We start from the raw sequence: 26,383 nt of genomic DNA, 5'->3' as shown, positions 1-26,383 counted from the left end.
GCCAACAGCTTTAGCGGCAAGATAGACCTCGCCTATGGATCAAGGAGGAGGGGTTCGCGATGATCGGGACAGTGCTTATCTTTCTGCTAGCGGGCCTGGCTGAGATTGGAGGCGGCTATCTCGTCTGGCTGTGGCTCCGGGATGGCAGACCACTGTGGTACGGAGGGGTGGGCAGCATCGTGCTTGTACTCTACGGCATCCTGCCTACCCTGCAGTCCTTTCCAAACTTTGGACGGGTGTATGCCGCGTATGGCGGTGTATTCATCGTGATGGCTGTCCTCTGGGGCTGGTGGGTGGATAAGAAGACCCCGGATCTGTATGATTGGATTGGAGCCGCCGTCTGCGTGGTTGGCGTCAGCATTATGCTGTGGGCTCCGCGCAGTTAAGCCATAACAAATAACAGAACGCAAGCGACAGGAGCTTCCCCTTCTCCCGCGCTTGCGTTCTGTTTGTTTGCTCCCCTGTCATCTTCGCCTGTCAGGGGAGCGGAGCGGCTGCAAGACACCTGCTCGTTATTGAGCCTGTGCTCTCAGTGTGTCATTCACGATGATAATTTTGCCAAAGCCGCTGCCTTTTTTGACATCCTTTTTGTTGCCAAAACCCAATGGCGGAATCAAGCTCACTCCCCCTCTCCTCTGAAGTTGCTGCTGTTGATGATATGATTATAAAAGAAACCACAGCAAGAAAATAGTGCCTGTATCACAAAAAATGAAATTTATTATGCTGGAGTCCGTCTATCAGCTCTCCTTCACGTGATATGGCTGCAAGCGCAGCCACACCTGCTCCATCCGCTCGACGCCGGCACGGAGCTGCTCGCTGGACAGATGCGGGAAATGGAGCATGATGCCATAGCGTTGCTCCCCCTCCTGATTGATCACCGCCTCGCTCCAATAGACGCGCTGGCGTGCACATTCATCGCGAAACTGCATATAGAGCGCTGCCGACAGGCGCCACCAGCCGAACAGGCTAAGGCCCGCGTCGCCCTCCACAAAGGCGATCGCCTCCGATAGCCGCTCTGTCAGCAGCTCGCCTAGCTGACGAAAGCTGCGGCTGTAGACCCGGATCATGCGGCGCAGATGGCGCTCATACTGCCCGCTTAGCATCCACGCCGCCAGGGCGCGCTGCTCCAGCAGATTGGACGGCTGCGGCTCATACAGCGCCTTCGCTCTGGCGAACGGCTCAATGAGCGGATCGGGCAGCACCGCATAGCCAATCCGCGTGCCAGGCAGCAGCGTCTTGCTGAAGCTGCCGATGTAGATGACGCGCCCTTCGCGATCCAGCGTCTTGAGCGGATCAAGCGCCTTGCCCCGATAGCGGAATTCGCTGTCATAGTCATCCTCGATAATGAGCGCCCCTTGCGTCGCCGCCCATTGCAGCAGCTCCCTGCGGCGTCGCATCGGCAGCACTGCTCCAGTCGGGAACTGCCGGTTCGGCGTGACGAGCAGCAACTGCGCTGGCCAATCCTCCGGCACGATGCCCTCGCCATCAACCCGCGCTTCGATGCAGTCCGCACCGGCAGCGCGGAACGCCCGCAGTGCGCCGCTATACCCAGGGCTCTCGATGACAGCTCTGCTCTGATCCCCGAGCAATAGCTGCGCTAGCAGCGCGATCGCCTGCAATGATCCGCCGACTACCGCGATCTGCCTCGGATCGGCATCGATACCCCTTGCGCGGCGCAGATAGGCGGCGATCGCCCCGCGCAGCGCAGCGTCTCCGAGCACAGGATGCCCCATCGCTGCGGTCGCCCGCTGGACATATCCTCTTGCCTCCGCATACAAGAAGCGATGCCACTCCTGAGCCGGGAACTGCTGCAGATCGAGAGTCGCTAGGTCGAAGCGAATCGCCCTGTCCTCTTCCTCTCCATTCTCGCCCCCTTGCCGCTCCCCTTCTCCATCGCCTTTCTTGGCGCTATCTGACTGCCCCGCGACCTCATGCCGCCAGCCATTCAGCTTCTCCAGTCTGCGCGCCCAGTCCGAGAGCGGGTACACCCTCCCATCGACGCTACCTCGTTCCCGTCTGTGAGCCGCCGCTTCATACAATACAAAGGTTCCACGCCCCGGCTCGCTCGACAAGTAGCCCTCAGCCGCCAGCATCTCATACACCAGATTGACTGTACCACGGGACAGGCCATATTGTGCCGCCAGGGTACGGCTGGAGGCCAGGCGGGTGCGGCAGGGCAGCATACCAGAGGTGATGCCATCCCTGATGGCGTGATAGAGTGCCGATTGCTTGCTCCGGTGCTGCTCCAGATACGTATAATATGGAAGCTGAAATGTCATCGGATTTCTGTCCTTCCTGTGATATCACTATTAATTGGTCTAATAAAATTAATCTATATTGGTTCTTTTTTATTGTCAATATTCGCGCTACGATAGAAATCAATTCCTATGGCGGCACCGTATCCATAGAGACAGGTTCACACGATCGCCGTCATGCGGGAGAGGTGCAGCGCCCTGGAGCTGCCCGCGGTGCGAAAAAGTTCATAGAAGTCCATACCATGCGATCAAGCAAGCTGGAGCAATAGATTGCCTGGCTATAAAGGAGTGGCAGTAATGAGGAGAAAAGAGTTTGACATGAGCGAGCAGGTGGAACAGATCGAAGCCTTCTTGCAGGAGATGAGCTTTGGCGTACTGGGCACCAACGGCAGCGATGGCTGGCCAGAGCTGACGCCGCTTAATTTCGTATTTGCCGACGGAGTGATATATTTTCATGGCAGCATCGCCGGGCGCAAGATGAAAAACCTGAAGGCCGATGAGCATGTGACGTTTTCGGTCGCTAAGGAATATGCCATTATTCCCTCTTACTTTAGTGGGGCCGAGTTGGCCTGTCCTGCAACTGCGTTCTTCAAGTCGGTCGTTATCAAGGGCATAGCCCGGCCCGTGTCCGATCTGGAGGAGAAGGCGGACGCGCTGGGCGCATTCATGCGCAAGCTGCAGCCCGAGGGCGGGTATGCGCCGCTGGATGCTTCTGATCCCGACTACATCGGCAACCTGAAGAGCACCTCCGTGGTTCGTATCGACATCCAGGAGCTGACCGCCAAGTACAAGTTCGGGCAAAATATGAAGACGGAAAAATGGGACAAGGTGGCCGATGGTCTATGCCGGCGCAATGAGGGAATGGACAATGAGACGGTCGCCATGATGCGCAGCCTCTGCCCACATGCCAGGCAGAGCGATGAAGCCGGCGATGTCTAGGGAGGACAGCAGGATGAGAATTCACTATTTGCAGCATGTTCCATTTGAGACGCCGGAGCTGATACTGGATTGGGCTGCTACGAGAGGACATGCTGTCCGTTCGACGCTGCTATATCAGCAACAACAGCAGCTTCCGAAGGCGGAGGAGTATGATCTGCTAGTTGTAATGGGCGGGCCGATGGGCACGAAGGATGAAGCGGAGTTTCCATTCCTGGTACAGGAGAAGCGATGCATCGCCGCAGCGGTTGCAGCCGGCAAGCGCGTGCTGGGCATCTGTCTGGGCGCACAGTTGATCGCAGAAGCGCTGGGCGGCCAAGTCTATCGCAATGAGCATAAGGAGATTGGCTGGCACCCGCTGCAGCTCACAGCAGAGGGCAAGAGCCACCCGCTATTTTCTCATTTTCCGGCGAGCTTTACGGCCTTCCATTGGCATGGGGACACCTTCTCACTGCCGCCGCAGGCGACATGGATCGCCTCCAGCGACGGCTGTGCGCATCAAGCGTTCACGGTCGGCAACAGGGTGGTTGGGCTGCAATTCCATCTGGAATCCACCCCAGCCAGCATCTGCGAGCTTGCAGAGCAATGCGAGAAGGATATAACGCCAGGAGCCTATGTGCAGACCAAGGATGAGCTGCTCATCAGCTCACCGTATGCATCACACTGCCAGGAGCTGCTGTTCATGCTGCTGGATAAGCTGGAGCAGGAGAATTAGTAGAACGGCAAGCTCATACATTTCCGAGCAGAAGCGTATGTCAGCGATTACCAGACCATAATCAAGGATGAGCCTATCATCTAAGTAGGATTGGATCTATTGGATGTGCCCAGGATACCTCCTGTCCGCCCCCTAGTGAAGCAGGACGCCAGCTTCACTAGGGGGTATATTCCAACCCTAGATGGTATACAGCAGCTCCTCGCGAATACTCACCACTTTGCCTGCGCTGATTCGAATCACAAACGGCACTCTCTGGGCAGGAGGATCATCCGCGTAGCTGGTGTACAGATGACGGAGAAATTCATCCCTGTCGGTCGTCTCATATCGTCTATCGCCATCCGCCTGCTCCTCTCCTACAAAGAGCAGATTGAAATCGACAAAGGAATATACCGTCTGCTCCGTCAGCTTGTAGCGCGAGGTCTCATCCTCCCTATTCAAAATATAGTAGCCATTGGGCATATCGGTATCCAGCAGACCGAGCGCTAAGACCCTATCCGAATCCTCTGGTGTAATAATCTCCACCTGGTCAACGTTCAACTCGTCCCCTTCAAAAACAATATAACCCGTCACCGTGTCAATCGTTGGAACAGGACTGCAGGCTGCAATGACAACCAGTGACATTACGATACCGAGCATCATGATGCTAGGCTGTCTCCTCTTCGTGTTGACAATCGCGGTAATCCGCGATTTTATCGCATAGGCTCCCCCATAAAAATAGGTAGATAGAACGGCGCGTTCTTTCCTCTGCCTCTCGATTTCCGTGAGAATGACCCGCCCGTAGTCCTTTCTCTTCTCTGCCCCCATCCCCTCCATCACACGCTCGTCACAAGCCAGCTCGCATTGAATGGCGGTAACCCGCGCCATAAGCCACATGACGGGATTGAAGAAGTGTACAATTGTGGCGACACATATAAGCAGCCGGATATACAGATCCTTGTCCTTATAATGAATACACTCATGCTTCAAAATATAATATAGCTCTTCATCATCATAGCCCCGATCCGGCAGCAGAATCACCGTACTCCATAAACCGAAAAGCATAGGCGTGGAAATTCCCTTGCAAAGCTTGAGAGGCAATCGGCGCTTGATATGCACCTCCTCTCTCACCTGCTCCAGCATACCTAGCAGATGATGATCTGTCACCGGTGTGCTCCAGCGACCGACCAAGGCTCTGAAGCGCCATTGCCTGACGATATATACTGCAGCGACAGCGGTCATCCCGGTCAGCCAGAGCGCGCATAGCACCATGCCCCAGGACAGGCTCTGCTGTGCGCCCAGCTCAATCTCTGGCAACACAGAGGGTCTTATCGCCTCCTTCACCATCGAAGGCAGCAGCATAGGGAGCGCCTGCGGCCCTTCCGCCATCATCGCCGGGAATTGCAGCTGAGGACGATAGGGAATGACCCATAGTGTGAGGATCAATATCGAGATCCCATATTTCCATTTGGCAGAATAAGCCGCGCCAAACTTGGCAAGCAAGAGCAGATAACACCCCGAGACAATGGTCATCGCGAGGGAATTGTAGACCAATAGATCAAAATAATCGCTCATGCTAACGCCCCTTGTCTTCCAGCAGACGGGTCAGCATCTCCATATCGCTATCGCTCACCTTATTGGCATTGACGAGCGTCGCCACCAGATGAGTGACAGAATTACGATGAAACCGTTCGATAAACATGCTCGTTTCAAAATGCAGATACTCCGCCTCCCCGACTACAGGATAGTAGGTTCGTTCCTTACCCTTCTTCTCGGAACGGACAAAGCCGCGGTCGATCAGGCGATTCAGCAGCACGATGAGCGTCTGCACCTTCCAATCGCATCCAGCTCCCAGTTGCTGCATCATCATGGCAGTCGTAAGCGGGGGTTGATTCTTCCACATGATCTGCATCACTTCAAATTCGGCATCCGGCAGCTTCTTCATCCTGACCCTCCAGTTATACAGTTGTCTATAATAGATTAATTATACAAATGTCTAAAATAGATGTCAACAGTTGGAAACCATGAGAGCCGCATCCAAGATGCGATGCAAAAAAGCGCTGGCGTTGCTACCGGAGGTTCCGGCTGCAACGACCAGCGCATACAAACGGACTGCGCCCTGCTATTCTGTTCTGCCGCGAAGCGATGCTTCGTCTGGCCCGCTGCTGAGCTTGAGCCGGATCGACCAGACTTCCATGCGGCCGTCAGAGCCCGCAGTTGCTGATAACGACTGGCTCTGATGAGGGTCTACCTCCCCGGTTGTCGATGCTGCAGCTTCGGGCAGAGCAGTGTTGTCCGATGCAGACGGTTCAGGAGCGGTTGGCTGCTGCGCGGATTGAGGCTGCACCAACCATTGGCGGTGAATGAGCGCCGCCAGCTCAGCCGCTTGCTCCGGGGCAAGCGGGACGCGCTCCAGCCTGTCCTCGTCTGCCGCATAATCCGTCCCTTCTTGCAGCCCATAGCGAAACGCCAGCAGCCGCTTCAAGCCATTCAGATGCAGGAAGCCGAATTCATAGCCATTGCGCAGCACCGCTTCCCAATCGATCCCCAGCTCCTGCGCAAGCCGAGCGCGCTCTGCCAGCTCCATCTTGGAATCAGCAAGCGGTCGCTCTGCAAGAGCAGCAAATTGCTGCTCGCGGATGCAAGCTACAATCAGCTCATCAGGCAAGCCACTGGTACGACAATTCTCCAGCAGCAGCGCTAGCGGCAGCGGCAGTTGCACACGCGAGTTCACGCTGCCGCTCATGACTGATCCCCTCCGCGAACATAGAGATGGAGCCACCTGTTCACCTGCTCCAGCGCATCCAGTCGCAACGACGGCTTGCCGAGCTTCATGAACGCATGGTTGGAGCCGGGATAACGGACTAGCCTTGTGGTGACGCCATGACGCCTGAGCGCAGTGTACCACTCGTCCGACTGCTCCACTGGACAGCGCATATCCTGCTCGCCATGCATGATCAGCACAGGCGCTTTCACCTTATGTGCATGGGCCAGCGGCGAGCGTTCCCATAGTAACTGCGGATCGCTCCAGGGCTGAGCGCCTGCGATGCCCTCCGTGTAGGAGATACCAATATCGCTTGTGCCGTAGAAGGACAGCCAGTTGGAGATACAGCGCTGTGAGATGGCAGCGCGGAAGCGATTCGAATGGGCAATCATCCAGTTGGTCATCAAGCCGCCGTAGCTGCCGCCCATCACGCCCATACGCCGCTCGTCGAGGATGTCCCACTGTGCCAGAGCCGCGTCTACTGCGGTCAGCAGATCCTGGTAATCGCCCCCGCCGAAGTCGCCGCGACAGGCGCGGGCGAAGGTCTGGCCATAGCCGAAGCTGCCCCGTGGATTGGTGAACAGCACCGCGTAGCCTTGTGCAGCGAGCTGCTGCAGCTCATGGCTATAAGCAGGCGCATACATCGCATGGGGGCCGCCATGAATAACCAGCACCAGCGGAAGCTTGTGCTGATCCTCGTCTGGCGCGCTGCTGCCGCCCGCCGCCGCGGAAGGAGCCTGCGGAGGCATCGGAGCGGCTCCGCTCCCCACGCCAGCAGAGCTAGAAGGGAGATGGAGCGCCTCTAATTCTGTAGCTTGCCCCAAGCTGGCGCTAGTGTTCATTGGCGCACACTCCGCTTCGCCGCCCCCCTGTGCTGGAGCAGCCGCCTCATCCTCACCCTCATCCACCATCACAGCGCCACCGGTCATTTCCCTCTCCGCTCCCGCTGCGGCTGGAGGCAGCAGCAGCCAGCCCTGCACGCGCAGGCCATCCGCTGACTCGAACCAGAGCGGCTGCGGCTGCGCCACAGCCCGCTCCTGCATCAGAGCTCCGTTCCAGTCGGTCAGTCGTGTCTCCTCGCCTGTAAGCGGATCGATCCGGTATAGCTCTCCGGGCCCGTTCGCATCCATAATGCAGGCAAGCAGATGCTTCCCGTCCCCGGCAGCCGCCAACTGGTACACATCCCGCCCGCTGCCAGCAGCGCGGCCGATCCGCTGCGGCATACCGTTTTCCTCAAGCAGATAGATGTCTGCATTGCCCTCACAGGTAGCTACAGCATACGCAGCGCTGCCGTCTACAGAGGGCACAGGGCCAGCCATAGGCGGTCCCGACTTGACATCATTCAGAATATAGTTGCCAAGCTGCAAATCACATGCTGTCAGGACACGTACCGAGCCGCCTCCTGACGGCACGCTGTAGAGCTTATTGTGCGTGCCGCTGCCATAGGTACGGTCATCGCCAATATAGAGCAGCTCTTTGCCGTCCCCGCTATAGGCGTAGTGCTGGATGAGGACATCCGATGCGCTCACCTTAAGGGATGTCCCGCTGTCAAGGCAGAGTGTGAACAGATCATTGAAAGGGAACAGATCCGCGTCCGCTCCCTCTTCCGGTTGCTTCGACATATAAGCGATGGACTGCCCGTCAGGCGACCATTGCGGCTGCAACGCTCCGCGCGGGCAGTAAGTGACCTGACGCTCTGCCCCGCTGTCCAGCTCTAGCAGGAACAACTGCGGCCACAGCCCGTCCCACCAGCCTGCGCCCTCCGCCTTGGGGACAGTGCGCTCATAGACAGCTCCCCGCAGCGGTCGTGCCTTGAGCGGCGTGCCTCCCTCTGCCTTGCTGTCCAAGGCACTGGCACGGGTCGCCGTACTGCCGCCAACGGCACCAGCAGCGGCTGCTCCTCCAGACCGCGCGTCCTTAGCATCCACTACAGATTCGCTGGCCGCTACCCGCGCACAGTAGATGAGCCTGCTGCCGTCTGGCGACCAGGCATAGCTGGCGATGCTTCGCCCCGCCGTGGCTGCTTCGCTGGCCGCCAGCATCGCCTCACTGCCGTCTGCGGCGGCCGTCCATAGCTGGCGCACGCCTCCCTCCACCCGGATGAAGGCGAATCGGCTGCCATCCGGCGCCCACTGCGGCGTGCTGTCCTTCGGTCCCGCCGTGAGCTGGCGGTCATCCTCCGGGCTGCTTCCTGCCAGCCGAATATGGCTATGATAATCATTGCGCTCCTGCGTAGCTTCCTTCACTACATAGGCGGCCTCCAGCGTCCCCGGCCTGCCGGCAGGCTCGCTGACTAGCCGATAGCGATACAGATCCTCCGGTGCAATCGGTTGCTTCCCCATTGCGACACCCTCCCTTGTTGTCGTGAACTTATATCGTTGGTCCGTCATTGCATCTTGTTAGCAGCAAGCGGGTAATGACAGGCCGCCCACTGCCCTGGCACATGCTCCAGCAGCAGCGGCGTCTCTTGGCGGCATCTGTCTGTCGCATAGGGACAACGCGGATGGAAGGCGCAACCCGAAGGCGGGTTCGCCGGGTTCGGCGGCTCGCCGCGCAGCGGCTCCTTGTCGCGCCGCAGTGTAGGATCAGGGACCGGGACGGCTGCCAGCAGCGCCTCCGTGTAGGGGTGCAGCGTCTGCTCGAACAGCGCATCGCGCGGCGCCAGCTCAACGATGCGCCCGAGATACATGACAGCAATCCGGTCGCTGATATGCTTCACAGAAGGCAGGCCATGCGCAATAAAGATGTAGGTCAGATCGAACTGCTGCTGCAAATCCTTGAGCAGATTCAATATCTGTGCTTGAATCGATACGTCCAGCGCCGAGATCGGCTCATCACAGACGATCAGCTTGGGGCGCAGTGCCAGCGCGCGTGCGATGCCTACCCGCTGACGCTGTCCGCCGCTGAACTCATGCGGATACCGATCGGCCAGATGCGCGCCCAGTCCGACCGTCTCCAGCAGGCGGTGCACCTCCGCTCGCAGCTCGCTGCCTGCCGCGATGCCATGCACCTGCAACGGCTCCGCCACCGTATCGAATATGGTCATGCGCGGATTGAGCGACGAATACGGGTCCTGGAACACCATCTGCAGGTCGCGTCTGGCTTGGCGCAGCTCCTCTGCGCCCATCTGGAACAGACTCTTGCCCTGAAAGCGAACCTCGCCCTCTGTCGGCTCCAGCAGGCAAGTCACCAACTGTCCCATCGTCGACTTGCCACAGCCAGACTCGCCCACCACACCAAGCGTTTCTCCCTGCATGACTGCAAAATCCAGACCGTCCACCGCCCGGATCAAGCTGGAGCGCCTCCCGAATAGCCCTTGCTTGACCGTATAATACTTTTTCAGTCCCGCTACCTCAAGCAGTGGCTGGCCTGTAGCGGCCTGCGGCACATCGGGCTGCCGCTTCGTCAGCTTGCTCATGAGCGCACCTCCTCCGTCTTTAGACAGCTTGCATAGTGACCCGGCTGCTTCTCCTCCATTCGCGGCTTGTGCTGTGTGCAGCTCTCATCGGCATAGGGGCAGCGCGGATGAAACGGACAGCCTGCAGGCTTATGGAGCAGATTAGGCACAGAGCCGGGAATCGACGCCAGCCGTTCCTGCTGCTGATGCAGGCTCGGCAGCGAGCCGAGCAGGCCGATTGTATAGGGATGAAGCGGACGGCGGAACAGGTCGTACACGGAAGCCTGTTCAACAATCTCGCCTGCGTACATGACAGCTACCTTGTCAGCCAGCTCCGCAACAACACCCAAATCATGTGTAATTAATATAACGCCCGTCTGCTGCTCCTTGCTCAGCTCACCGATCAGCTTCAATATCTGCGCCTGAATCGTCACGTCCAGAGCCGTCGTCGGCTCATCAGCGATGAGCAGCTTCGGCTTGCAGGCGAGCGCCATAGCGATCATTACCCGCTGACGCATGCCCCCGGATAGCTGATGCGGGAAGCGGCGAGCCACCTTCTCCGCGCCAGCGATGCCGACGCGCTCCAGCATCTCGATACTTCGCTGGCGCGCCTCGCTGCGGCTCAGCTTCTGATGGACGCGCAGCGCCTCATCCAATTGGTTGCCGATGGTGAATACCGGATTCAGCGACGTCATCGGCTCCTGGAATATAATGGACATCTCATTACCACGGAGCTGCCGCAGCGCCCGCTTCGGCAGCTTCAACAGGTTCTGGCCCTCGAACCATATCTCCCCGCCGACGACCTTGCCGCCCGAAGCGACCAGTCCGAGGATCGACATGGAGGTCACGCTTTTGCCGCTGCCGGATTCTCCGACAATGGCCAGCGTCTCGCCACGCTCGACTGTAAAGCTGACACCATTCACAGAGGGGACGATGCCCTCTGCTGTTTTGAAATAGGTTCTCAAATCCTTCACTTCCAGCAAATGCTCCATTGCCTTCCCCTCCTTGCTCCCCTTGAAGTTCAGTCCTTCGTCTTCATGCGTGGATCGAGCACATCGCGCAGCCAGTCCCCAAGGAAGATGACGCCGAGCACCGTGATCGTGATGGCAGCTCCCGGCAGCGCAGCTACCCACCAGCTAGTAGCGATATATTGTCTGCCATCACTCAGCATGCCGCCCCATGATACATCCGGCGGCTTGATGCCAAGTCCAAGGAAGCTGAGCGATGCCTCCATGAGAATGGTCGTCGCCACGTTCAGACCGGACAGCACGATAAATGATGAGACAACATTGGGCAAAATATGACGCAGCATAATCCGACCGCTGCGCGCTCCGACTGAACGGGCCGCCTTGACAAAATCCCGCTCCTTCACGCTCAGCACCTCGCCACGCACAACACGCGCATACGACACCCAGTTGGTCAAGCCGATAACGAAGATCAAGGTCGTAAGCCCAGGACCGACGACAGCCAGCACGACCAGCATGAGCAGAATGGATGGAATCGCCAGGAAAGCGTCTGCCGTTCGCATGATGATCATGCTGATCCAGCGGTCATAATAGCCAGCGAGCAGACCGAGCACAGCCCCGATCAGGCCGGACACTGCGACAGCGCCGATGCCGACGATGAGCGACACTCTGGCTCCATAGACGAGACGGCTGAATATATCCCGCCCCAGATTATCCGTGCCGAGCAGATGAGCATCTGAGCCCCCGTCCATCCAGGACGGCGGCTTCAGTCGCAGCAGCGGGTCAAGCGCCGCCGGATCATGCGTCGCGATAAGCGGGGCGAACACAGCCACGATCACCGTAGCCAGCACGATGATCGCTCCCACCGTCCCCGTCTTGCTCTTCCATAGCTGCCGCAGCAGTTGGCGGTAGCCGGGCCGTCTGGCCGCTATACCGTCCTTGAGCAGCATATCCCCTGCCGCTGCAGGCTCCAGTTCCCTTGACATACGCTCTCCCCTTTGCAGTCCTTCAAGAATTGTATTTGATCCGCGGGTCCAGCAGCCGATAGATCAGATCTGTAATCAGATTGGTAATAATAACCGTAATCGCAATAATAAATACAGCAGCCTGAACAATAGCCATATCTCTCGTATTAATCGCCGTAACGAGCAGTTGCCCCAGGCCCGGCCAGGCAAATACCGTCTCCGTCACGAGTGTGCCGCCGATCAGACTCGTAAATTGCAGACCCATAATGGTAACGACAGGTATCATGCCATTGCGCAACGCATGCTTGCCGACGACGATTGCTTCCACCAGCCCCTTGCTGCGAGCGGTGCGGATATAATCCTGATTCAGAATCTCCAGCATATTGGAGCGGATCAGACGGGTCATCTGGGCGGCAAGCCCGACGCCCAGCGTGAACGCGGGCAAGGCTAGATGCTCAAGTCCGCCTCGACCGGATACAGGAAAGTAGCCGAGTTGTACGGAGAAAATCAGAATCAGCATAATACCCATCCAAAAATTAGGCATCGCCTTGCCAATAACCGCCAGCCCCGAGATGAGCAAATCGAGCACCGTATTGCGCTTGACAGCCGATATGATGCCCAGCGGCACCGCCAGCACGACAGCGATCAGCATAGAGGCAGCCGCAAGCTCAAAGCTTGCAGGCAGCCGCTCCAGCACGAGCGGCAGCGCCTCCTCCCCATAGTGGAAGGATGTGCCGAAGTTGCCCTGCACGACATTGCCGAGGAAGGTAGCGTATTGCTCATATAGCGGCCGATCCAGTCCCCAAGCCGCACGCAGTGCTTCCCGGTCAGCCTCTGTGGCCGTCTCAGGCAGCATCAGGTTGACCGGATCACCCGTAATATGCACCAACACAAATACAATTAGCGAAATTAAAAACAGGACTGGCACAATCTGCAGCGCCATCCTGAATATATATTTGCCCACGGCCGCTCCTCCTTCATGATGTCTTCAAGCGAAGAGGGGAACCGCTAGTGTTCCCCATCTTGTCCTGCTTATTTTAACGTGATTTCCTCCGCGAAGAACATCTCATCCAGACGAGGCGCATATTGGATACGCTCGTTCACGCCGTAGACTCCCTTCATCTGATACAGATAAATGGTTGGGCGATCATTGGCGATATGCTGTTGCACTTGCTGATATTGCTTCTCGCGTTCCTCAGGATTCATATTGACCGCTGCTGCCTGAAGCAGTGCTTCCACCTCAGGATTGTTGTAATCTGTTTCGCCCTTCGCATTTTCAACCAGGAAACGGTTATAGTTGTTCGACGCATCGAACAGCGAGTTGCCAACTCCGAGCAGGAACAGCTCCTTGAATTTCTTCGCATTATACGTTTCGCTGAACTTGCTTGGCTCTAGAATCTCCAGATTCACTTCAAAGCCTGCCTGGGTCAGCATCGCCGCCACAACCTCAGCGACCTCTTTGTAGTTGGAGCCCGCAGTGAAGGTCAGCTTCGGCCCGCTCTCATAGCCCGCTTCCTTCAGCAGCGCCTTGGCTTTGTCCAGATCATAAATATAGTTGTCGTACAGACTAGGGTCAGCGCCGAAGTTGCCCGGTGTCACCGAAGTCCGGGTCGGCGTGCCTGCCCCGCCAGCGATGCTGTCGATGATCGCTTGCTTGTCAATCGCCAGCTCAATCGCCTCGCGCACCTTCGGATTCGCTGTCACGGAGCCTTCTCCTGTGCGCATCAGCACATGCAGCACCCGCTGAATCGTTGCCTGCTCGATCGATGCTTTGCCAGAGCTGTTGATGCGTTCAATATCTGTGGCCGGCACATTCGATACGATGTCTACTCCGCCTGTGAGCAGCTCAGATACTCGGGTCGCCGCTTCCGGGATCATGCGGAATACGACCTTGTCCCATTTAGGCTCGCCGCCAAAATAGCTATCATTTTTCACCAGCTCGATCCGGTCATCCTTCGTCCATTTGCTGAACTTGTATGGGCCTGTACCGACAGGAGCCTTCAGGAAGGCTTCAATCCCCTTCTCCTGAATATACTTAGAGGGCAGAATATCCGCGCCCATCCGCGACAGGCGATTGAGCATGATCGGATCAGGATGATTCGTCACAATATCGACCGTATGCGCGTCAATTACATTCACTTCTTTAAGATCCTTGTAATAGGTATGCTGCTTCAACGCGCTGTCCTTGGCTACACGCTCCAGAGAGAACTTCACATCGTCCGCCGTGAACGGGTCGCCGTTGTGGAACAACACATCATCGCGCAGCTTGAAGCGCCAGGTCAGCTCATCGCGCTGCTCCCAGGAGGTCGCCAGAGAAGGCTGCTTGTTCTGCGAGCTGTCGTTCTTGAGCAAGTAATCAAATACATTGACCATCACCGCTTCGCTGAACGTGTTATTGTTATTGTGTACATCGAAACTCTCAATATCAGTAGGATTGGCGATCGTGAGCACCTTCTCCCCACTGGCTGCCGGAGTTTTACTCTCGGTATTCGTTCCTTTGTCCGTGCCAGTCGTCGTGTTGCCGCCACCGCCGGAGCTGGAGCAGCCCGCCAGAATCAGCATGCCTGCCAGCAGGACGATCAGCCCTTTCATCATTGCTCGTCTGGATGTCAATGTACTTAGCATCTGTTAAGCCTCCATTATTGTTTAGTAGGGTATACCGGGTGTTCCAGATAAGACAAGCCTAAGTGAACTAACAGTGACGCCCCCAGCACCATCGCTTCCTCATCCAGGTCGAACTGAGGATGGTGCAGCGGAAACATCGTCTCGCGCTGTCCATTGCTGGCTCCCAGCCGGAAGAAGACACCCGGCACCTGCTCCGCATAAAAAGCAAAATCCTCTCCGCCTGTTGACGGCTTCACAGGCTCCCAGCGCTTTTCTCCCAGTAGCTGTTCACTCGCCTCTGTGAAGAAGCGCACCATCTGCCCATCATTATGCACAGGCGGGTAGCCCATCCCGAAGTTCAGCTCATAGCCTGCGCCGAACGACTGCACGACGCCACCGATCACTTGATGCAGCAGCTTGGGCACCTGCTCTCTGACGACAGGAGACAATGTCCGTACCGTGCCCTTCATCCGCACCTCAGGCGCGATCGCGGTACCCATATAGCCGCCCTCGATCTTGCCGATCGTCACCACGACAGTCTCCAGCGGATCAATCAGACGGCTCGCTATATGCTGCAACGCTGTAATGACCTGCGCCGACACTGTAATGGCATCGATCGTCTCATGCGGGCGTGCCGCATGGCCGCCCTTGCCCGTAATCACCAGCTCGAAGCCATCTGCTGAAGCGAAGGCGATGCCATCTGTTACCGCAAGCCGCCCGGTCGGCAAAGCCGGGAATACATGCAATCCCGCCATCGCCTCGATGCGTGGCTCCTGCGCCAACAGACCATCCTCGATCATCGCCTTGGCCCCGGCAAGCCCCTCCTCTGCTGGCTGAAATACGAACTTGATGTTGCCGCGCTCTGGTCTGCCCAGCTCTGCCAGAAGCCCCGCTGCTCCCATCAGCATACTCGTATGCGCATCATGGCCGCACAGATGCGCTTTGCCGGGAATCGTCGAGCAATAGTCTACACGCTTGTCATCTTGAATCGGGAGCGCATCCATGTCGGCTCGCAGGCCGATCGTTGGCCCTGGCTGCTTGCCGCGCAGTAGCGCTACGACACCTGTGCCGCCGAGTCCTGTCTGCACCTCCAGGCCGCAGGCTCGAAGATGCGCCTCGACAATTGCAGCCGTGCGCACCTCCTCATAGCCGATCTCTGGGTGACGGTGAAAGTCCCGCCTCCACGAGACCATTCGTTCTTTCCATTCAGCGGCCTTCGTCAGTATGTATTGCGGCTGTATCGACATGGCGTTCCACTCCTTCTCCAACATTATCCGCATCCCGGGGACGAAATACACGTGCATAGATCGCATCTGCAGAGCCGTCGATGTGCTGCCGCATCACATCCCGGGACTGATTGCGATCCCGCGCCTTCAGCGCCTCGAATAAAGCGGTGTGTCTCTCATTATTGGTCCGTCTAATCTGCTCATTATAAGGCATAAGATCCAGCGCGGGATTGATCCGGGTTCGAATCCGGCGCACAGCCTGCTCATAATAGCGATTGCCAGAGGCCTGAGCAATCTTGAGATGAAACTTGACATCGAGCGCGCGGAACAGCTCCCGTGGACAGGTGACGACCCGGCTCAGCTCCAGATAGCTATGCAGCTCCTCAAGCTGCTCATTCGTTATGCGCTCGGCAGCGAGCGCCGCGGCCTCCGGCTCGATCGTCAGCCTATATTCGAACAGCCGCAGCATATCCTCCCAGTTATCCTCCAGCTCCTTGCGGTTGCGCAAATGGGAGTTCATCGTGACCGGAAGGACGAAGGTGCCGCCCTTGGCGCCAACACGCTTCTCGATGAGCCCCTTATCCTCCAGTTGGCTGAGTGCTTCTCGCACAGCCAATCGGCTGGCATTGAATATCGAGACCAGCTCGCGCTCAGTCGGCAACTGCTGCTCTGACAACAGCTCCTTCAAGATGATCGCTTCCTCCAACTGCTCTAGAATGAAGTCGCTGACCTTCTTGGCGTTCACCTGCTCAAGACGGACAGGGAATTGAACCTGCATGCCTTCACACTCCTGTTAACAAGTCGTTAGAAGCTGAATCCCCCGTATGCTCTGATTTACAGCGTTCACGACGGACATTATCAATGATCTAATGATCATACCTTAGACCTTTAAGGATCAAAAAACGAACCATTCAGGCTAAGCTCATTATAGACCTCTATTTTTTTAATGTCAATGGGATTAGTGGGATTTGAATGCAAAAAGCCAAGCAAGCGGAGCTATCCTCCTCCCTTGCTTGGCTTGTCCGTCCTTCGCGGCCGTCAACATCCTGCATCAAGCTGTTACGTGCTCCCCGTTAACTCAAGCTGTTGACCAGCTTCAGCACCGCCTGACGGGTCAGCTTATTGCCTCCGGCAGCGATCAGATTGAGCGTCGCATGCGCCAGCTTTAGCGGAATTTTGCAAAATTCGAGTGCAGGGCCGCCCCGAAGCTCCTCATTATACGCATCGCCCAGTGCCAGATTGCGCCGCGTATACTGAATCATCTCCTTATTGCCCCACCCTTCCGGGTAGAAATCCACCCCGCGCTTCAGATCCTCCTCGCGGTTGCGCAGGATGTTCACCGCCTGCAAGCCCCGACCGAAGGCAACTGCCTTCACTGGGTCTGTCTTCGTACCGTCAAACCACAGCCAAATCTCCGACAGCATCTCGCCAACCATCCCGGCTACACTGTACGTGTACCCATCGAGGTCTTCGACGGTTCTAATCGACCATCCCCGCTTCACCCAATCCGCCATCTGATCGGACATCTTGGCAGTATATCGCAATACAACCTCGGAGACTGTCGCCGGACAGAGCATCGCCCATTCATGCAGGCGAACGCTGACCTCTGGCAGCCTGTCTTGATAAGGGGCCAGCATGGCCTTCACCGACTCCAGATCGGCGGGAGCTGCCAGCAGATCACGGATCTGACGCAGCAGTTGAATTTTGAGTTCATCATCAAGCTCTTCATGATCCTCAATCTCATCGATCGCTCTCATACACAGGTAAGCGGAAGCGACCGCTTCCTTCAAGCCCGGCACAAGCCGATCGATAGGAATGAAAAATGTTCGGCTTGTCTTTTTCAGCATGATAAGTGCATCGTCCAAGAACAATAATACCTCCATAGCAGCGCTGCTTATTATTTACTTTCTTTATCATATCATAATTTAATCTGAACTAGTAGAGCACTACAATCCAGCTTATTGAATCGCTGCCTACTGAATGCCCGACCAAAAAATAATTTTCAGAATGTTCATTTTACAGCCATCTCCGCGTGCGCTATGCTTAACCTATAGAACAATAGCGCATCTTTGGCTTCATGCCGAGTGCTAGGCTGCAAGGAGGGATTACCTATGTACGCAACATTGCTGATTGCAGTAATGATTATCGGTGCTGGAATCATTGTGTACGGCGGCAGAGCTGCTGTACGGTCCGAGGAGGAGAACTAGAAGTCTGGATGGCACAGCCGCCTTGGTTGGCGGCTCAGCCACGCTATTACATATGTGCGGGAACCCTTGCCTTAATGTTCGTGGCTGCGAGCGGCAGCCTGTTTTAATTTCGCCCTTAATTGTAAGCCCTTTCTTACCTCTTGCCACTATGCAAGCCAGGCGACTCGCCCGCGTGCAGCTCCGGGCCGCGGTGTTTCCCTGCCTGACGACAATCCGTTCAACCCGTCGAACCCGTGCCTGCTGTGGGCCGCTGCCCTCTCCTGCAGCTTGCCGACCCTGCTGCCGGCTCACTTCTTCAAGCTTGCATAGGTTGTGCCATCAGGCACATCGTCAACCTCTTCAATATTCATCATCAGATCCTTGCTCCTGCTCCATACATTCCCCTCTCTAGTTCATCTGTCCACCATTGGGATCGCTGGGCTCCATCTTTTCGCAACGAGCTGTCATTCACCAGATTTTAGGACACTAAAACATTGTATTCCACTCTATTTTTTAATACGATGAAATAGATTGTAAATTTACAATCGATACATTCAGTTGTTATTTAATGTAAAAAAAAACAGAAAGTGGTGACGTTGTTGCAGAGAAACCGAAAGCCCGATCCCCGGATCAGGCGAACTAACAGATTTATCAGAGAAGCCCTCATCCGGCTAATCGATGAAAAGGGGTATGATGCCATTACAGTGCTGGACATTACCGGGCGGGCCGATATTAACCGCTCTACCTTTTACTATCATTACAGAGACAAGGAAGAACTACTGCGGCAGACCGTTGAAGACATGCTGGCGATGGCGGAGAAGGAGCTGCTCTTGCCTCTCCGTATTCCTTCACACGACCCGGAGGAAGAGCGAACGCAACTGCTTGCCCGATTAATGGACCATGTCGATGCGAACAATGACTATTACCGCATCATGCTGTCCCATATTCCACAGCTCGGCAGACGGCTGTCCACGATGATTCAGCAGCTCGCTTCCCCATGTAGCGGCGGGAGCGCATCTTCCAAGCTGCCTGTTAAGAGCAGAGACGACATCTGGGTAGATGCCATTGTTCGCTGGCTGAACGAGCCGCCTCCACGTTCCTCTGAAGCTATGGCTCGTCGGCTGCTGCGATTGCTCAAGGCCGCCAATGGCTAGCTGAAAGCACTAAGATCGCTCTATGACAAGCCGGCTGCCCTTCAGATCACACAGGCAGCCGGCTTGTTGTTGCGCATGATTCACTACAATTATTGCAAAACCTCAAATGTATACGTATCAGAGGATGAGATGACTCGATTCAGCGAATCATTCACTTGAATGACAACCTGCACCGGCATGTCTGGCTGTGGTCTTGGCAACCTGGCCTGCACTTCATTGCCGCTGACGAAGGTTGTCTCCACTGGCTCTCCATTCGCATAGACGATCCCCTGTGAGACGAAGTTCTTCCCTTTAATTTGGACAAGCACCGTCTTATCCGCCTCTCCGCCATCCGGGTTCAGCGGCTCGACCCGATCAATTTCAATCGGTCCGCTGCCCAGCCAATAGGGCTCGCTTGCTGCTGGCCGCTGGGAATAGCTGTAGCCTTCGCCGAACAGACGGTCGTAATGGAGCAGGGAATAGCCATCCAGCAGTCGCTCGTCTATACCTGCCTGTGCATAGAAATCCTGCCGCGGGAGGAAGGTCAGCCCCTTCCTGAACATCCCGTCTACATAACGGGTCAATTCATTGCCTTGCACTCCGGCACGGTCAAGTACCAGCGGGCCAAGCTCAAAGGCGCTAATATAGGTGTCATTATAGCTCCCCTGCTCCCCTGAGGTAAAATTATCCCAGATGACAAACGGCACATTGAACATATTCAGGTAATCTTCATACTTCACACTATCCTCGAAGTACCCGGCTTCCTTATAGACGCTGTAGTCCTCGCCCAGCATTGGCAGATGATCGCCAAAAAATACAATCATCGTAGGCTCGCTGCTGTCCTTGAAGGCCTCGACAAGCATTTTTAGCGACTCATCCGCATCCGTTAGGGCCTGCGTGTACGTCTCCAGTATCGCGGTTGACTCCTCGCCGAGCCCGCTAACCTTCACGGTGTTTTCCTTGTTCTTGCCCAGTCTGTACGGGCCATGATTCTCCATAGAGACCGCATAGATGAAGGAGGGCTGCTCTGATCGATTCACCTCATCAATAATGCGCTTCGACAGCTCCTGATCCGCGATATATCCGCTTCGCAGCTCTGGATTGCTGAAGAATTCCCCGCTGACGAACCGATTGAAGCCCAGCAGCCGATAGACCTCATTCCGACGATAGAACCAGTTATGATACGTATGCACAGCCGCCGTATCATAGCCTTGCCCCTTCAGGATCGAGGCGAGAGAATCCAACGGTTTTCTCACATAGTTGGCATAAGCGATGGAGCCTGTGGGCAGCAGTTGTGTCGAGAGACTTGTCAGCACTTCAAACTCGGTGTTGACCGTGCCGCCGCCATACACCGGTACCAGCAGTCTGCCCGAGGTAGCCTGACGGGACAGCTCGTGGAAGAACGGCAACGGGTCTCTGCTGAACTGAACGTGCTCCAGCCGGGTAGGGTCCCAGAAGGCCTCGCTCATGACGATAATAATATTGGGCGCCTGTACGGGCTGCGCCGACCTCCCGGCTTGCTGTCCAGCTTGTCCGGGAGGAATCGAGATGCTTTGCACATTTCCTTTGGTATACCCGCCTGGCTGCTGCACATCCATCCATTGCGCGCTAAGCAGCAGGCCAACCATCATTCCATTCTGTTCATAGTTCAGCTTTTGATCCCAGTTAATCGCCTCCAGCGCGAACACCGTTCGAGCCTTCATCGTCCCTCCGAACAGTCCAAGCACCAGCACACAGCCAACGACCCCCAGCAGCACGCGCGGCAGGAGGCGATAATTCGGCGCCCGAAGCTTCAGGGCCATCAGCACGCCGAGCGCCGTAGCGATCGCAAGTGGAAGCAGCGCGCTCGCCAGGGCTCCGACGGAGAAAAATGCCGAAACATCCATAGCCTCCCCTCCCAGCTTGAAATCCCAGGGAAGCAGCGGCTCGCCGCGATACTTCAGCTTCATCTGACTGACTGTGGCGACCCCGATACTGGCAGTATTCAAGAGAATGAATGCCCAGTAGATCCGCTTCACTATCAACAGGAGGATTAGCATGACCGCCAGCAGCAGCAGATAGCCGGAGAACCATTGGGCCGGATATTGCCCGAGCCAGATTGCGAAGCTGCTCAGACTGGAGCGCTGTGTCATCTCCGTCATCGCGAGTGTCAGGAAGGGCAGCCCTAGCAACGGCAGTACATACCCCATCATGCTGCGAGAATTCATCTTCTTCCTATTTATCATTGCCATCAATCCTTGTTGCACGGCCCCCCCCCTACAGAGAGCCGCCTAATTTAGTACGCGCTGCGGGGGCGATTCCCCGCAGCGCGCTTCCTTCTGTCATGTAATTCTTATGCTGCACCCATCTTTACTGCTGTCTATTCTAGCATTTTTCTACGTGCAAGTCTAACGCCTGCCTATTCCACCGCTTGAAGCTGCTCTAACGATGCCATGATCTCGTCAGTGCTTGACCATAGTTCCACAGCGACTCGTAAGGCACCGAATAGAGCGCCAGATGACTCCGTTGGTCACATTGCCCGCCCGGTAGCCGCAGCATACGGGCAAGCAGCCTCAGCATCCGCGGTTCCGTCGGCTTCACCCAGAATTGTACCCGCTGCACCTGAGGCTCATGATCGCGTAGATTCTCCAGCAGTTGCATGAATAGCTGCAGGAACAGCCGGGTTCCCCGGTATGGTTCGAGCAGATGTATAATTTCGATCTGGCAGACGTCCCTATCCTGGAATTCATTACTGCCTGTTCCAATCACATATCCAGCCACCCCAACCGGAATATACGAATCCTCGCCAAAAACAATCAGCCCTCCCCCGGCAAGAAGCGGGCTATGCATAAAGCTCAGCGCTACAGGAAAGCTGTAGTCCAAGCCGAGATCGCCGTAATTCGACAGAATGTACTCCAGATACCTCTCTTCATCCATCTCCAAATGAGTAATGGAACGAAACAAAAATTCCGACATAGACTAGCGCACTCCTCCCTGCTTCATCTGGCTGCCTCTTGTTCCATTAGCCGCGGCATCAGCTAAAACGTCTGAATTTATCCAGGTTCGCCTTGAGTTCCGGCAGGCTTTCCGCGAAGCAGCTCTCCTCGCCAAGCGGCCCCTCCATCGTTCCGACCAGCCGGGCAAACTTGGCATACATTCTGGTCAAATCACGCTTCTCCGTCAGCGTTCGGAAGCACACCTCCTGAATGCCGTCATGCTGCTCCTCAAGCTGGTCGATCAGATAGATCAGCCCCTTAACAAACGCCCGCGTCCCTCGAACAGAGCGATGAGAAAGCCCCATATCGAGAAACGCCCGTTCCCGGTCAGCGAACTGCTGCTCACGAGTGCCGATATAGTAGGCGCACACGCCAAGCACTGCGCCCTGGTCATCGGCAATATAGATAACATGGCCCTCTGTCATATACGAATAGATTAAGTCCATGATGTCCTGAACTGTAAATGAAGGATGGAAATCACGTCTGTTCTTCAGCAGAAATAAGCTGACCTGGGCTCTCTCCTGATCTGTTTCGCATCGTTTGCATTCGATATTCATCTAAGCCTCCTCCAATTCCTGCAGCGGCACGTGGCCGCTCAATGCTCCTGGGCATAATCAGGGGCGCACGGCCTCTGCATTCGCGCTGTCCTCTCGCCCGGATACAGCTATAACCGCGAGGCCAGCGCCGCCTCCAGTCTCGTGCCAATCTGGGGTTGCTGCTGCAGCAACATGAGGAAATCTGCGCGCCTTACAGACAGCAGCACTCCATGTCCCATAGCCTGCACCGTAGCTGTGCGGGGGATTCCCCTGAGCAGCGCGATCTCCCCGAAGTAATCACCGTCATCCAATACAGCCACGCGCTGCTGAAGATCGCCAGGCACCCGCTTCATAATCTCAAAGCGCCCGCGTACAATAATGTAGAACTTGTCGCCCTCTTCACCCTCATGCACAACACGCTCGCCTTCCCGGCACGACTCTGTGTTGAACAGCCCGGCGATCGAGCGCAGCTCCTCCCGCTCCAGTCCGGCGAAGAACGGTAGCTGTCCCAGCCAGTCCGCGTCCACCTCGGCATGGAGGCCATCCTGTGACAGTTGGAAGCCATGCTGCTTCTCCCATAAGCTGGCATATAGCCCGCGCTGTGCCAGCAGTTCCTGATGAGTGCCGGACTCGACGATCCGCCCCGAATCGAATACATGAATGCGGTCAGCTTGCACCACAGAGGCCAGTCGGTGGGTAACCGAAATGATCGTATGCTGCCCCTTCAGCCTCAGCAGCAGCTCGTTCATAGCGGACTCGGTTGCTGGATCGAGCGCTGAGGTGACCTCATCGAGCAGCAGCACCTGCGGCTTGCGAAGCAGCGCCCTCGCCAGCGCGAGGCGTTGCCGCTCGCCCCCCGACATCGTGCCCCCACCTTGATGAATCTCGGTCTCATAGCCCTGCGGCCATCGGAGCACAGCATCATGAATCCCCACCTGGCGCGCAGCGTCCACCATCTCCTCAACCGATAGCTTGGCTGAACGGTCCAGGAGCAGATTCTCTCTCACGCTACCGTGAAACAGAAAGGTCTCCTGTGTGACGATAAGTAGCAATCGGCGCAGCGAATCCTCGCTTATCGCACGCAGATCATGGCCATTGACAGCCACTGTTCCTTGCTGCGGCTCATAGAAGCTTGCGAGCAATTGCAGCGCTGTACTCTTGCCAGAGCCGCTCGGCCCGACAAAGGCCTCATAGCTGCCGGCAGCAATCCGCAGGTTCACCTCCTGCAACTGATAAGCGCCCTCCTTATAGCCGAAGGAAACCTGCTCCATGCTCAGCTCCCTCACTGGCTCTGCCAGCTCTGTCTTGCCTTTCTCTGCAGAGGAAGTCGCCTCTTGCGCCAGCACCTCGCCGATCCGACGAAAGCTGATGCCCGATTCGACCAAGCCAGGAACCAGATAGCTCAGATTGGACACAGACTGGCCGATCGTCATGAACAAGGTGAAAAAGGCAATAAAATCGCCTACGCTCAGTCGTTCCTGGAAGATCAGATAGCCGCCATATCCCATCATGACTCCATTAAGCAATAGCAATGCGGAGAGCGGCAGCCGTTCCATCAAGGAGGAGGTGCGATGCAGCCGAAAGCCCGTAGCGAACAGGTGCCGCACCTGGCGTGCAGCCCGCTCGTGGAAGGCTGCTTGCTGATGCAAGCCCTTAATCGTCTTGTGCCCCTTGACCATCTCATCAATCGTATCCGTAAAGCGCTCCAGCGCCTCCTTGTAAGCCTCATTGTCTGCTTCGGCACGACGCTGCAGCAACCGCGGCAGCCACATCAGAACGGCTGAACCGGCCGCTATGACCAGTGTCAGCTTCCACTCCAGCAGCAGCAGCAAGACCAGTCCGAGCCCAACGGCCAGCGTTTCGCGAATAAGCAGCGGGCTGGCAAAGCGCACCACCTGCTCGATCGAATTCATGTCCGGGCCGAAGCGGGTCACCAGGTCGCCCGTGCGAAACTTTTCGTAGAAGGACAATGGCTGCCGCTGCACATGCTCGAACAGCTCCAGCCGCAGACGCCGGATCAGCTCCCCGCTCATTCTTCCCAGCGCGTAGTCGCCGCCGATGCTTGCCGCGATGCTGATCGTTCCCCCTGCCAGCAACAAGGCAACAATGATGATGAACGCTTGCATATTCCGCGGCGTGAACGCCTCATCCACCAGGTATTTCAAGCTAAGGGGCGAGATTGTCGCATACGCGACCTCCAGCAGCATGCAGAGGACGAATACTGCGCTGACTCCCTTGAAGCTAGCCAGATAACCACCAATCTTCCGAACCAGACTCAACCGTCTATCTCTCCTTATAATTGTATCAGCAGTAACAGGACAGCATCGATCCTCGGCTATTTGCAGCCGTTCCAGCCCAGGCTGTACCCTGCAGGTATGACCGTCACCTCGCTGTATATCTAGATTACTGCACAATAGCGCCGCTGTAAACGAGCTAATCTATCGGCAATCGCCCACTGCCCATGCCTCGCCTGACGGTAACACAGCAAAGAGCAGCCTCTACAAAGGCTGCTCCAGCATTGCACATTATTACACCGTTAAGTGAAGTCCGTGAAGCTAGCTCACCCATCCTCTGGCGACGAGCCCGCCACTTTCTGCGGGGGTACGTAGCCATTCTAGCTAGCTTGTGCATAGGGGCTAACAAGAGCAGGCGCATACGGGTTGCTCAGATCGTAGACGATGGGCCTGGCATACACATATTGCTTCGTTTTGGGGTCATACGCATAGACCTTGATGGTCAGCTCTGTCTCAGGGAGCCCGCCACGAACAACAATCGATTGCTTGCCTGTCTGCATATCCGTGAAATCGAACAGCTCCTCCTCCTCGTTCTCCCAATACACGCTATATTGCAATCTTGACGCTACATCGGCATTGGCAGAGCCTGCGCCAAAGATAAGCTTATGATCGACACTTCCATCCTTCTTCTTCACCGTCTCAATTCGTTGGAGCTTGGGCTCCTTGAACACGAGCGGCAGCGGGTCCTTGATGCCGCTAAGCTTCAGCCAATAGCTGCGTACCGCAGCCAGTGTCGTAACTGGCGGCAGCTCCTCGTTCTCAATCTCGCCGTAGAAGCCCATTCCATGTTCCGTCTGCAAGGAGTTCACCATGCTGAGCTTAGCTGTTGGCGAGCCAAACAAGGCCATGTAGTCATCAGCCATAATCTCGCCCGCATCCCAATAATGGGAGTAGTCCGGGTCTTCCACATCATCTGTAAATACGACCGGTTGGCCTTTGATCCCCCGGATTGATGTCCATTTCGTCGTTGGATCGCTTGGCAGCTTATGTTCTTTTTTGAGGAGCCAATAATAAGTAAAATGATGGCCGTACTCGTGGCTCAATGTTGTTGCCATGCTCTCTACCGTTGTAAGCTGATCCGCACCGTATAAGACAATCTCTGTCGGCTCATCCATAACGATGTCGGACAGATCATCCTCCGTCCACGAATAGCTCATATTCGCGACGCCCATTTCCTCATCATTGCTCTCATTAGACAAGATAACCTTGCCCAGATACGCGAGCTCCTCGCCATGCATGTTCTTCATCAGCTCGCTATACAGCGCCTTCAGCTTCCGCTGATCCCACTGCTTGCTGTAGCTGACAAACTGGATTCGTTCAGGTGATACATAACTGGCTACCGGCTTGCCTGCAACCGCCTCGGCCGATGTGCCCCATACCCCGACGAACAGACCGGTCGCCAGCGCGACCACGGTTAGAGCCAGGCTCAGTTGACGCAATAAGATTCTCATGTGTG

General features: G+C 56.3%; 22 protein-coding genes. 4 read left to right on the top strand and 18 right to left on the bottom strand.

All coding sequences use genetic code 11. The features are described 5' to 3' along the window. Window positions 1-59 precede the first annotated feature (59 nt). Window positions 60-386 carry a YnfA family protein gene (locus tag ACY1JZ_RS03330; RefSeq protein ID WP_462628064.1) on the top strand — a complete coding sequence of 109 codons (327 nt, stop codon included), beginning with the start codon at window positions 60-62 and terminating at the stop codon, window positions 384-386. A gap of 351 nt (window positions 387-737) precedes the next feature. On the opposite strand, the gene pdxR is transcribed toward ACY1JZ_RS03330, so the two are convergent. Then, a complete protein-coding gene (gene pdxR / locus ACY1JZ_RS03325) occupies window positions 738-2,279 on the bottom strand; it encodes a MocR-like pyridoxine biosynthesis transcription factor PdxR (protein WP_462628063.1) in 1,542 nt (513 codons plus the stop codon). A gap of 273 nt (window positions 2,280-2,552) precedes the next feature. On the opposite strand from pdxR, the gene ACY1JZ_RS03320 reads away from it, so the two are divergent. Both ACY1JZ_RS03320 and ACY1JZ_RS03315 read left to right on the top strand, forming a co-directional pair. Continuing rightward, on the top strand, window positions 2,553-3,194 hold the full coding sequence (locus ACY1JZ_RS03320) for a pyridoxamine 5'-phosphate oxidase family protein (RefSeq protein ID WP_462628062.1): 642 nt from the start codon (window positions 2,553-2,555) through the stop codon (window positions 3,192-3,194). Window positions 3,195-3,207: 13 nt separating this feature from the next. Beyond that, on the top strand, window positions 3,208-3,906 hold the full coding sequence (locus ACY1JZ_RS03315) for a type 1 glutamine amidotransferase (protein ID WP_462628061.1): 699 nt from the start codon (window positions 3,208-3,210) through the stop codon (window positions 3,904-3,906). 177 nt (window positions 3,907-4,083) lie between these two features. Here the strand turns inward: ACY1JZ_RS03315 and ACY1JZ_RS03310 are convergent, their stop codons facing one another. From ACY1JZ_RS03310 to ACY1JZ_RS03255, 12 genes are all read right to left on the bottom strand, one after another. Next, window positions 4,084-5,457 carry a M56 family metallopeptidase gene (locus ACY1JZ_RS03310; protein ID WP_462628060.1) on the bottom strand — a complete coding sequence of 458 codons (1,374 nt, stop codon included), beginning with the start codon at window positions 5,455-5,457 and terminating at the stop codon, window positions 4,084-4,086. A gap of 1 nt (window position 5,458) precedes the next feature. Then, entirely contained in the window at window positions 5,459-5,827 is a 369-nt protein-coding gene (locus ACY1JZ_RS03305; protein ID WP_462628059.1) for a BlaI/MecI/CopY family transcriptional regulator, read from the bottom strand. A gap of 177 nt (window positions 5,828-6,004) precedes the next feature. Then, entirely contained in the window at window positions 6,005-6,628 is a 624-nt protein-coding gene (locus ACY1JZ_RS03300) for a hypothetical protein (RefSeq protein WP_462628058.1), read from the bottom strand. Then, on the bottom strand, window positions 6,625-8,988 hold the full coding sequence (locus ACY1JZ_RS03295) for a S9 family peptidase (RefSeq protein WP_462628057.1): 2,364 nt from the start codon (window positions 8,986-8,988) through the stop codon (window positions 6,625-6,627). The genes ACY1JZ_RS03300 and ACY1JZ_RS03295 overlap by 4 nt, the downstream gene beginning before the upstream one ends. A 44-nt stretch (window positions 8,989-9,032) precedes the next feature. Beyond that, window positions 9,033-10,064 carry an ABC transporter ATP-binding protein gene (locus ACY1JZ_RS03290; protein WP_462628056.1) on the bottom strand — a complete coding sequence of 344 codons (1,032 nt, stop codon included), beginning with the start codon at window positions 10,062-10,064 and terminating at the stop codon, window positions 9,033-9,035. Beyond that, on the bottom strand, window positions 10,061-11,035 hold the full coding sequence (locus tag ACY1JZ_RS03285; protein WP_462628055.1) for an ABC transporter ATP-binding protein: 975 nt from the start codon (window positions 11,033-11,035) through the stop codon (window positions 10,061-10,063). Before ACY1JZ_RS03285 ends, ACY1JZ_RS03290 begins: the two co-directional genes overlap by 4 nt. Window positions 11,036-11,064: 29 nt before the next feature. Further along, a complete protein-coding gene (locus ACY1JZ_RS03280) occupies window positions 11,065-11,958 on the bottom strand; it encodes an ABC transporter permease (RefSeq protein WP_270172484.1) in 894 nt (297 codons plus the stop codon). A 58-nt stretch (window positions 11,959-12,016) separates the two neighbouring features. After that, a complete protein-coding gene (locus ACY1JZ_RS03275) occupies window positions 12,017-12,937 on the bottom strand; it encodes an ABC transporter permease (protein WP_270171130.1) in 921 nt (306 codons plus the stop codon). Between the two features lie 68 nt (window positions 12,938-13,005). Next, complete coding sequence (locus tag ACY1JZ_RS03270; protein ID WP_270171132.1) at window positions 13,006-14,598, bottom strand: ABC transporter substrate-binding protein; 1,593 nt, start codon at window positions 14,596-14,598, stop codon at window positions 13,006-13,008. 14 nt (window positions 14,599-14,612) lie between these two features. Beyond that, a complete protein-coding gene (locus tag ACY1JZ_RS03265) occupies window positions 14,613-15,824 on the bottom strand; it encodes a M20 metallopeptidase family protein (protein ID WP_462628054.1) in 1,212 nt (403 codons plus the stop codon). Then, window positions 15,784-16,581 (bottom strand): FadR/GntR family transcriptional regulator, encoded by a 798-nt coding sequence (locus ACY1JZ_RS03260; protein ID WP_462628053.1) that lies wholly within the window; start codon window positions 16,579-16,581, stop codon window positions 15,784-15,786. The genes ACY1JZ_RS03265 and ACY1JZ_RS03260 overlap by 41 nt, the downstream gene beginning before the upstream one ends. A 295-nt stretch (window positions 16,582-16,876) precedes the next feature. Continuing rightward, window positions 16,877-17,650 (bottom strand): squalene/phytoene synthase family protein, encoded by a 774-nt coding sequence (locus ACY1JZ_RS03255; protein ID WP_462628364.1) that lies wholly within the window; start codon window positions 17,648-17,650, stop codon window positions 16,877-16,879. A gap of 938 nt (window positions 17,651-18,588) precedes the next feature. Here ACY1JZ_RS03255 and ACY1JZ_RS03250 point away from each other — a divergent pair. Then, window positions 18,589-19,143 carry a TetR/AcrR family transcriptional regulator gene (locus ACY1JZ_RS03250; RefSeq protein ID WP_462628052.1) on the top strand — a complete coding sequence of 185 codons (555 nt, stop codon included), beginning with the start codon at window positions 18,589-18,591 and terminating at the stop codon, window positions 19,141-19,143. An 89-nt stretch (window positions 19,144-19,232) separates the two neighbouring features. Here the strand turns inward: ACY1JZ_RS03250 and ACY1JZ_RS03245 are convergent, their stop codons facing one another. From ACY1JZ_RS03245 to ACY1JZ_RS03225, 5 genes are all read right to left on the bottom strand, one after another. Continuing rightward, entirely contained in the window at window positions 19,233-21,347 is a 2,115-nt protein-coding gene (locus ACY1JZ_RS03245) for a sulfatase-like hydrolase/transferase (protein WP_462628051.1), read from the bottom strand. A gap of 196 nt (window positions 21,348-21,543) precedes the next feature. Next, window positions 21,544-22,077: a hypothetical protein gene (locus tag ACY1JZ_RS03240; RefSeq protein ID WP_462628050.1), complete on the bottom strand. Its 534-nt coding sequence runs from the start codon at window positions 22,075-22,077 to the stop codon at window positions 21,544-21,546. 58 nt (window positions 22,078-22,135) lie between these two features. Further along, window positions 22,136-22,654, bottom strand: a complete 519-nt coding sequence (locus ACY1JZ_RS03235) for a hypothetical protein (RefSeq protein WP_462628049.1) — start codon at window positions 22,652-22,654, stop codon at window positions 22,136-22,138. A 107-nt stretch (window positions 22,655-22,761) separates the two neighbouring features. Further along, window positions 22,762-24,912 carry an ABC transporter transmembrane domain-containing protein gene (locus tag ACY1JZ_RS03230; protein WP_462628048.1) on the bottom strand — a complete coding sequence of 717 codons (2,151 nt, stop codon included), beginning with the start codon at window positions 24,910-24,912 and terminating at the stop codon, window positions 22,762-22,764. A gap of 335 nt (window positions 24,913-25,247) precedes the next feature. Beyond that, entirely contained in the window at window positions 25,248-26,378 is a 1,131-nt protein-coding gene (locus ACY1JZ_RS03225) for a hypothetical protein (protein WP_462628047.1), read from the bottom strand. Window positions 26,379-26,383: the final 5 nt, after the last annotated feature.

This window comes from Paenibacillus sp. J5, assembly GCF_054955055.1.
The sequence above is the reverse complement of the archived record's forward strand: the minus strand, read 5'-3'. Positions and strand labels throughout refer to the sequence as shown.

Excerpts from the sequence above, each read along its gene's own strand:
- ACY1JZ_RS03265 (WP_462628054.1), bottom strand. The coding sequence starts at position 15,824 with ATGTCGATACAGCCGCAATACATACTGACGAAGGCCGCTGAATGGAAA.
- ACY1JZ_RS03255 (WP_462628364.1), bottom strand. The coding sequence starts at position 17,650 with ATGCTGAAAAAGACAAGCCGAACATTTTTCATTCCTATCGATCGGCTT.
- ACY1JZ_RS03280 (WP_270172484.1), bottom strand. The coding sequence starts at position 11,958 with ATGCTGCTCAAGGACGGTATAGCGGCCAGACGGCCCGGCTACCGCCAA.
- ACY1JZ_RS03260 (WP_462628053.1), bottom strand. The coding sequence starts at position 16,581 with ATGCAGGTTCAATTCCCTGTCCGTCTTGAGCAGGTGAACGCCAAGAAG.
- ACY1JZ_RS03235 (WP_462628049.1), bottom strand. The coding sequence starts at position 22,654 with ATGAATATCGAATGCAAACGATGCGAAACAGATCAGGAGAGAGCCCAG.
- ACY1JZ_RS03285 (WP_462628055.1), bottom strand. The coding sequence starts at position 11,035 with ATGGAGCATTTGCTGGAAGTGAAGGATTTGAGAACCTATTTCAAAACA.
- ACY1JZ_RS03225 (WP_462628047.1), bottom strand. The coding sequence starts at position 26,378 with ATGAGAATCTTATTGCGTCAACTGAGCCTGGCTCTAACCGTGGTCGCG.
- ACY1JZ_RS03300 (WP_462628058.1), bottom strand. The coding sequence starts at position 6,628 with ATGAGCGGCAGCGTGAACTCGCGTGTGCAACTGCCGCTGCCGCTAGCG.
- ACY1JZ_RS03270 (WP_270171132.1), bottom strand. The coding sequence starts at position 14,598 with ATGCTAAGTACATTGACATCCAGACGAGCAATGATGAAAGGGCTGATC.
- ACY1JZ_RS03290 (WP_462628056.1), bottom strand. The coding sequence starts at position 10,064 with ATGAGCAAGCTGACGAAGCGGCAGCCCGATGTGCCGCAGGCCGCTACA.
- ACY1JZ_RS03320 (WP_462628062.1), top strand. The coding sequence starts at position 2,553 with ATGAGGAGAAAAGAGTTTGACATGAGCGAGCAGGTGGAACAGATCGAA.
- ACY1JZ_RS03295 (WP_462628057.1), bottom strand. The coding sequence starts at position 8,988 with ATGGGGAAGCAACCGATTGCACCGGAGGATCTGTATCGCTATCGGCTA.
- pdxR (WP_462628063.1), bottom strand. The coding sequence starts at position 2,279 with ATGACATTTCAGCTTCCATATTATACGTATCTGGAGCAGCACCGGAGC.
- ACY1JZ_RS03240 (WP_462628050.1), bottom strand. The coding sequence starts at position 22,077 with ATGTCGGAATTTTTGTTTCGTTCCATTACTCATTTGGAGATGGATGAA.
- ACY1JZ_RS03330 (WP_462628064.1), top strand. The coding sequence starts at position 60 with ATGATCGGGACAGTGCTTATCTTTCTGCTAGCGGGCCTGGCTGAGATT.
- ACY1JZ_RS03245 (WP_462628051.1), bottom strand. The coding sequence starts at position 21,347 with ATGATAAATAGGAAGAAGATGAATTCTCGCAGCATGATGGGGTATGTA.
- ACY1JZ_RS03310 (WP_462628060.1), bottom strand. The coding sequence starts at position 5,457 with ATGAGCGATTATTTTGATCTATTGGTCTACAATTCCCTCGCGATGACC.
- ACY1JZ_RS03315 (WP_462628061.1), top strand. The coding sequence starts at position 3,208 with ATGAGAATTCACTATTTGCAGCATGTTCCATTTGAGACGCCGGAGCTG.
- ACY1JZ_RS03305 (WP_462628059.1), bottom strand. The coding sequence starts at position 5,827 with ATGAAGAAGCTGCCGGATGCCGAATTTGAAGTGATGCAGATCATGTGG.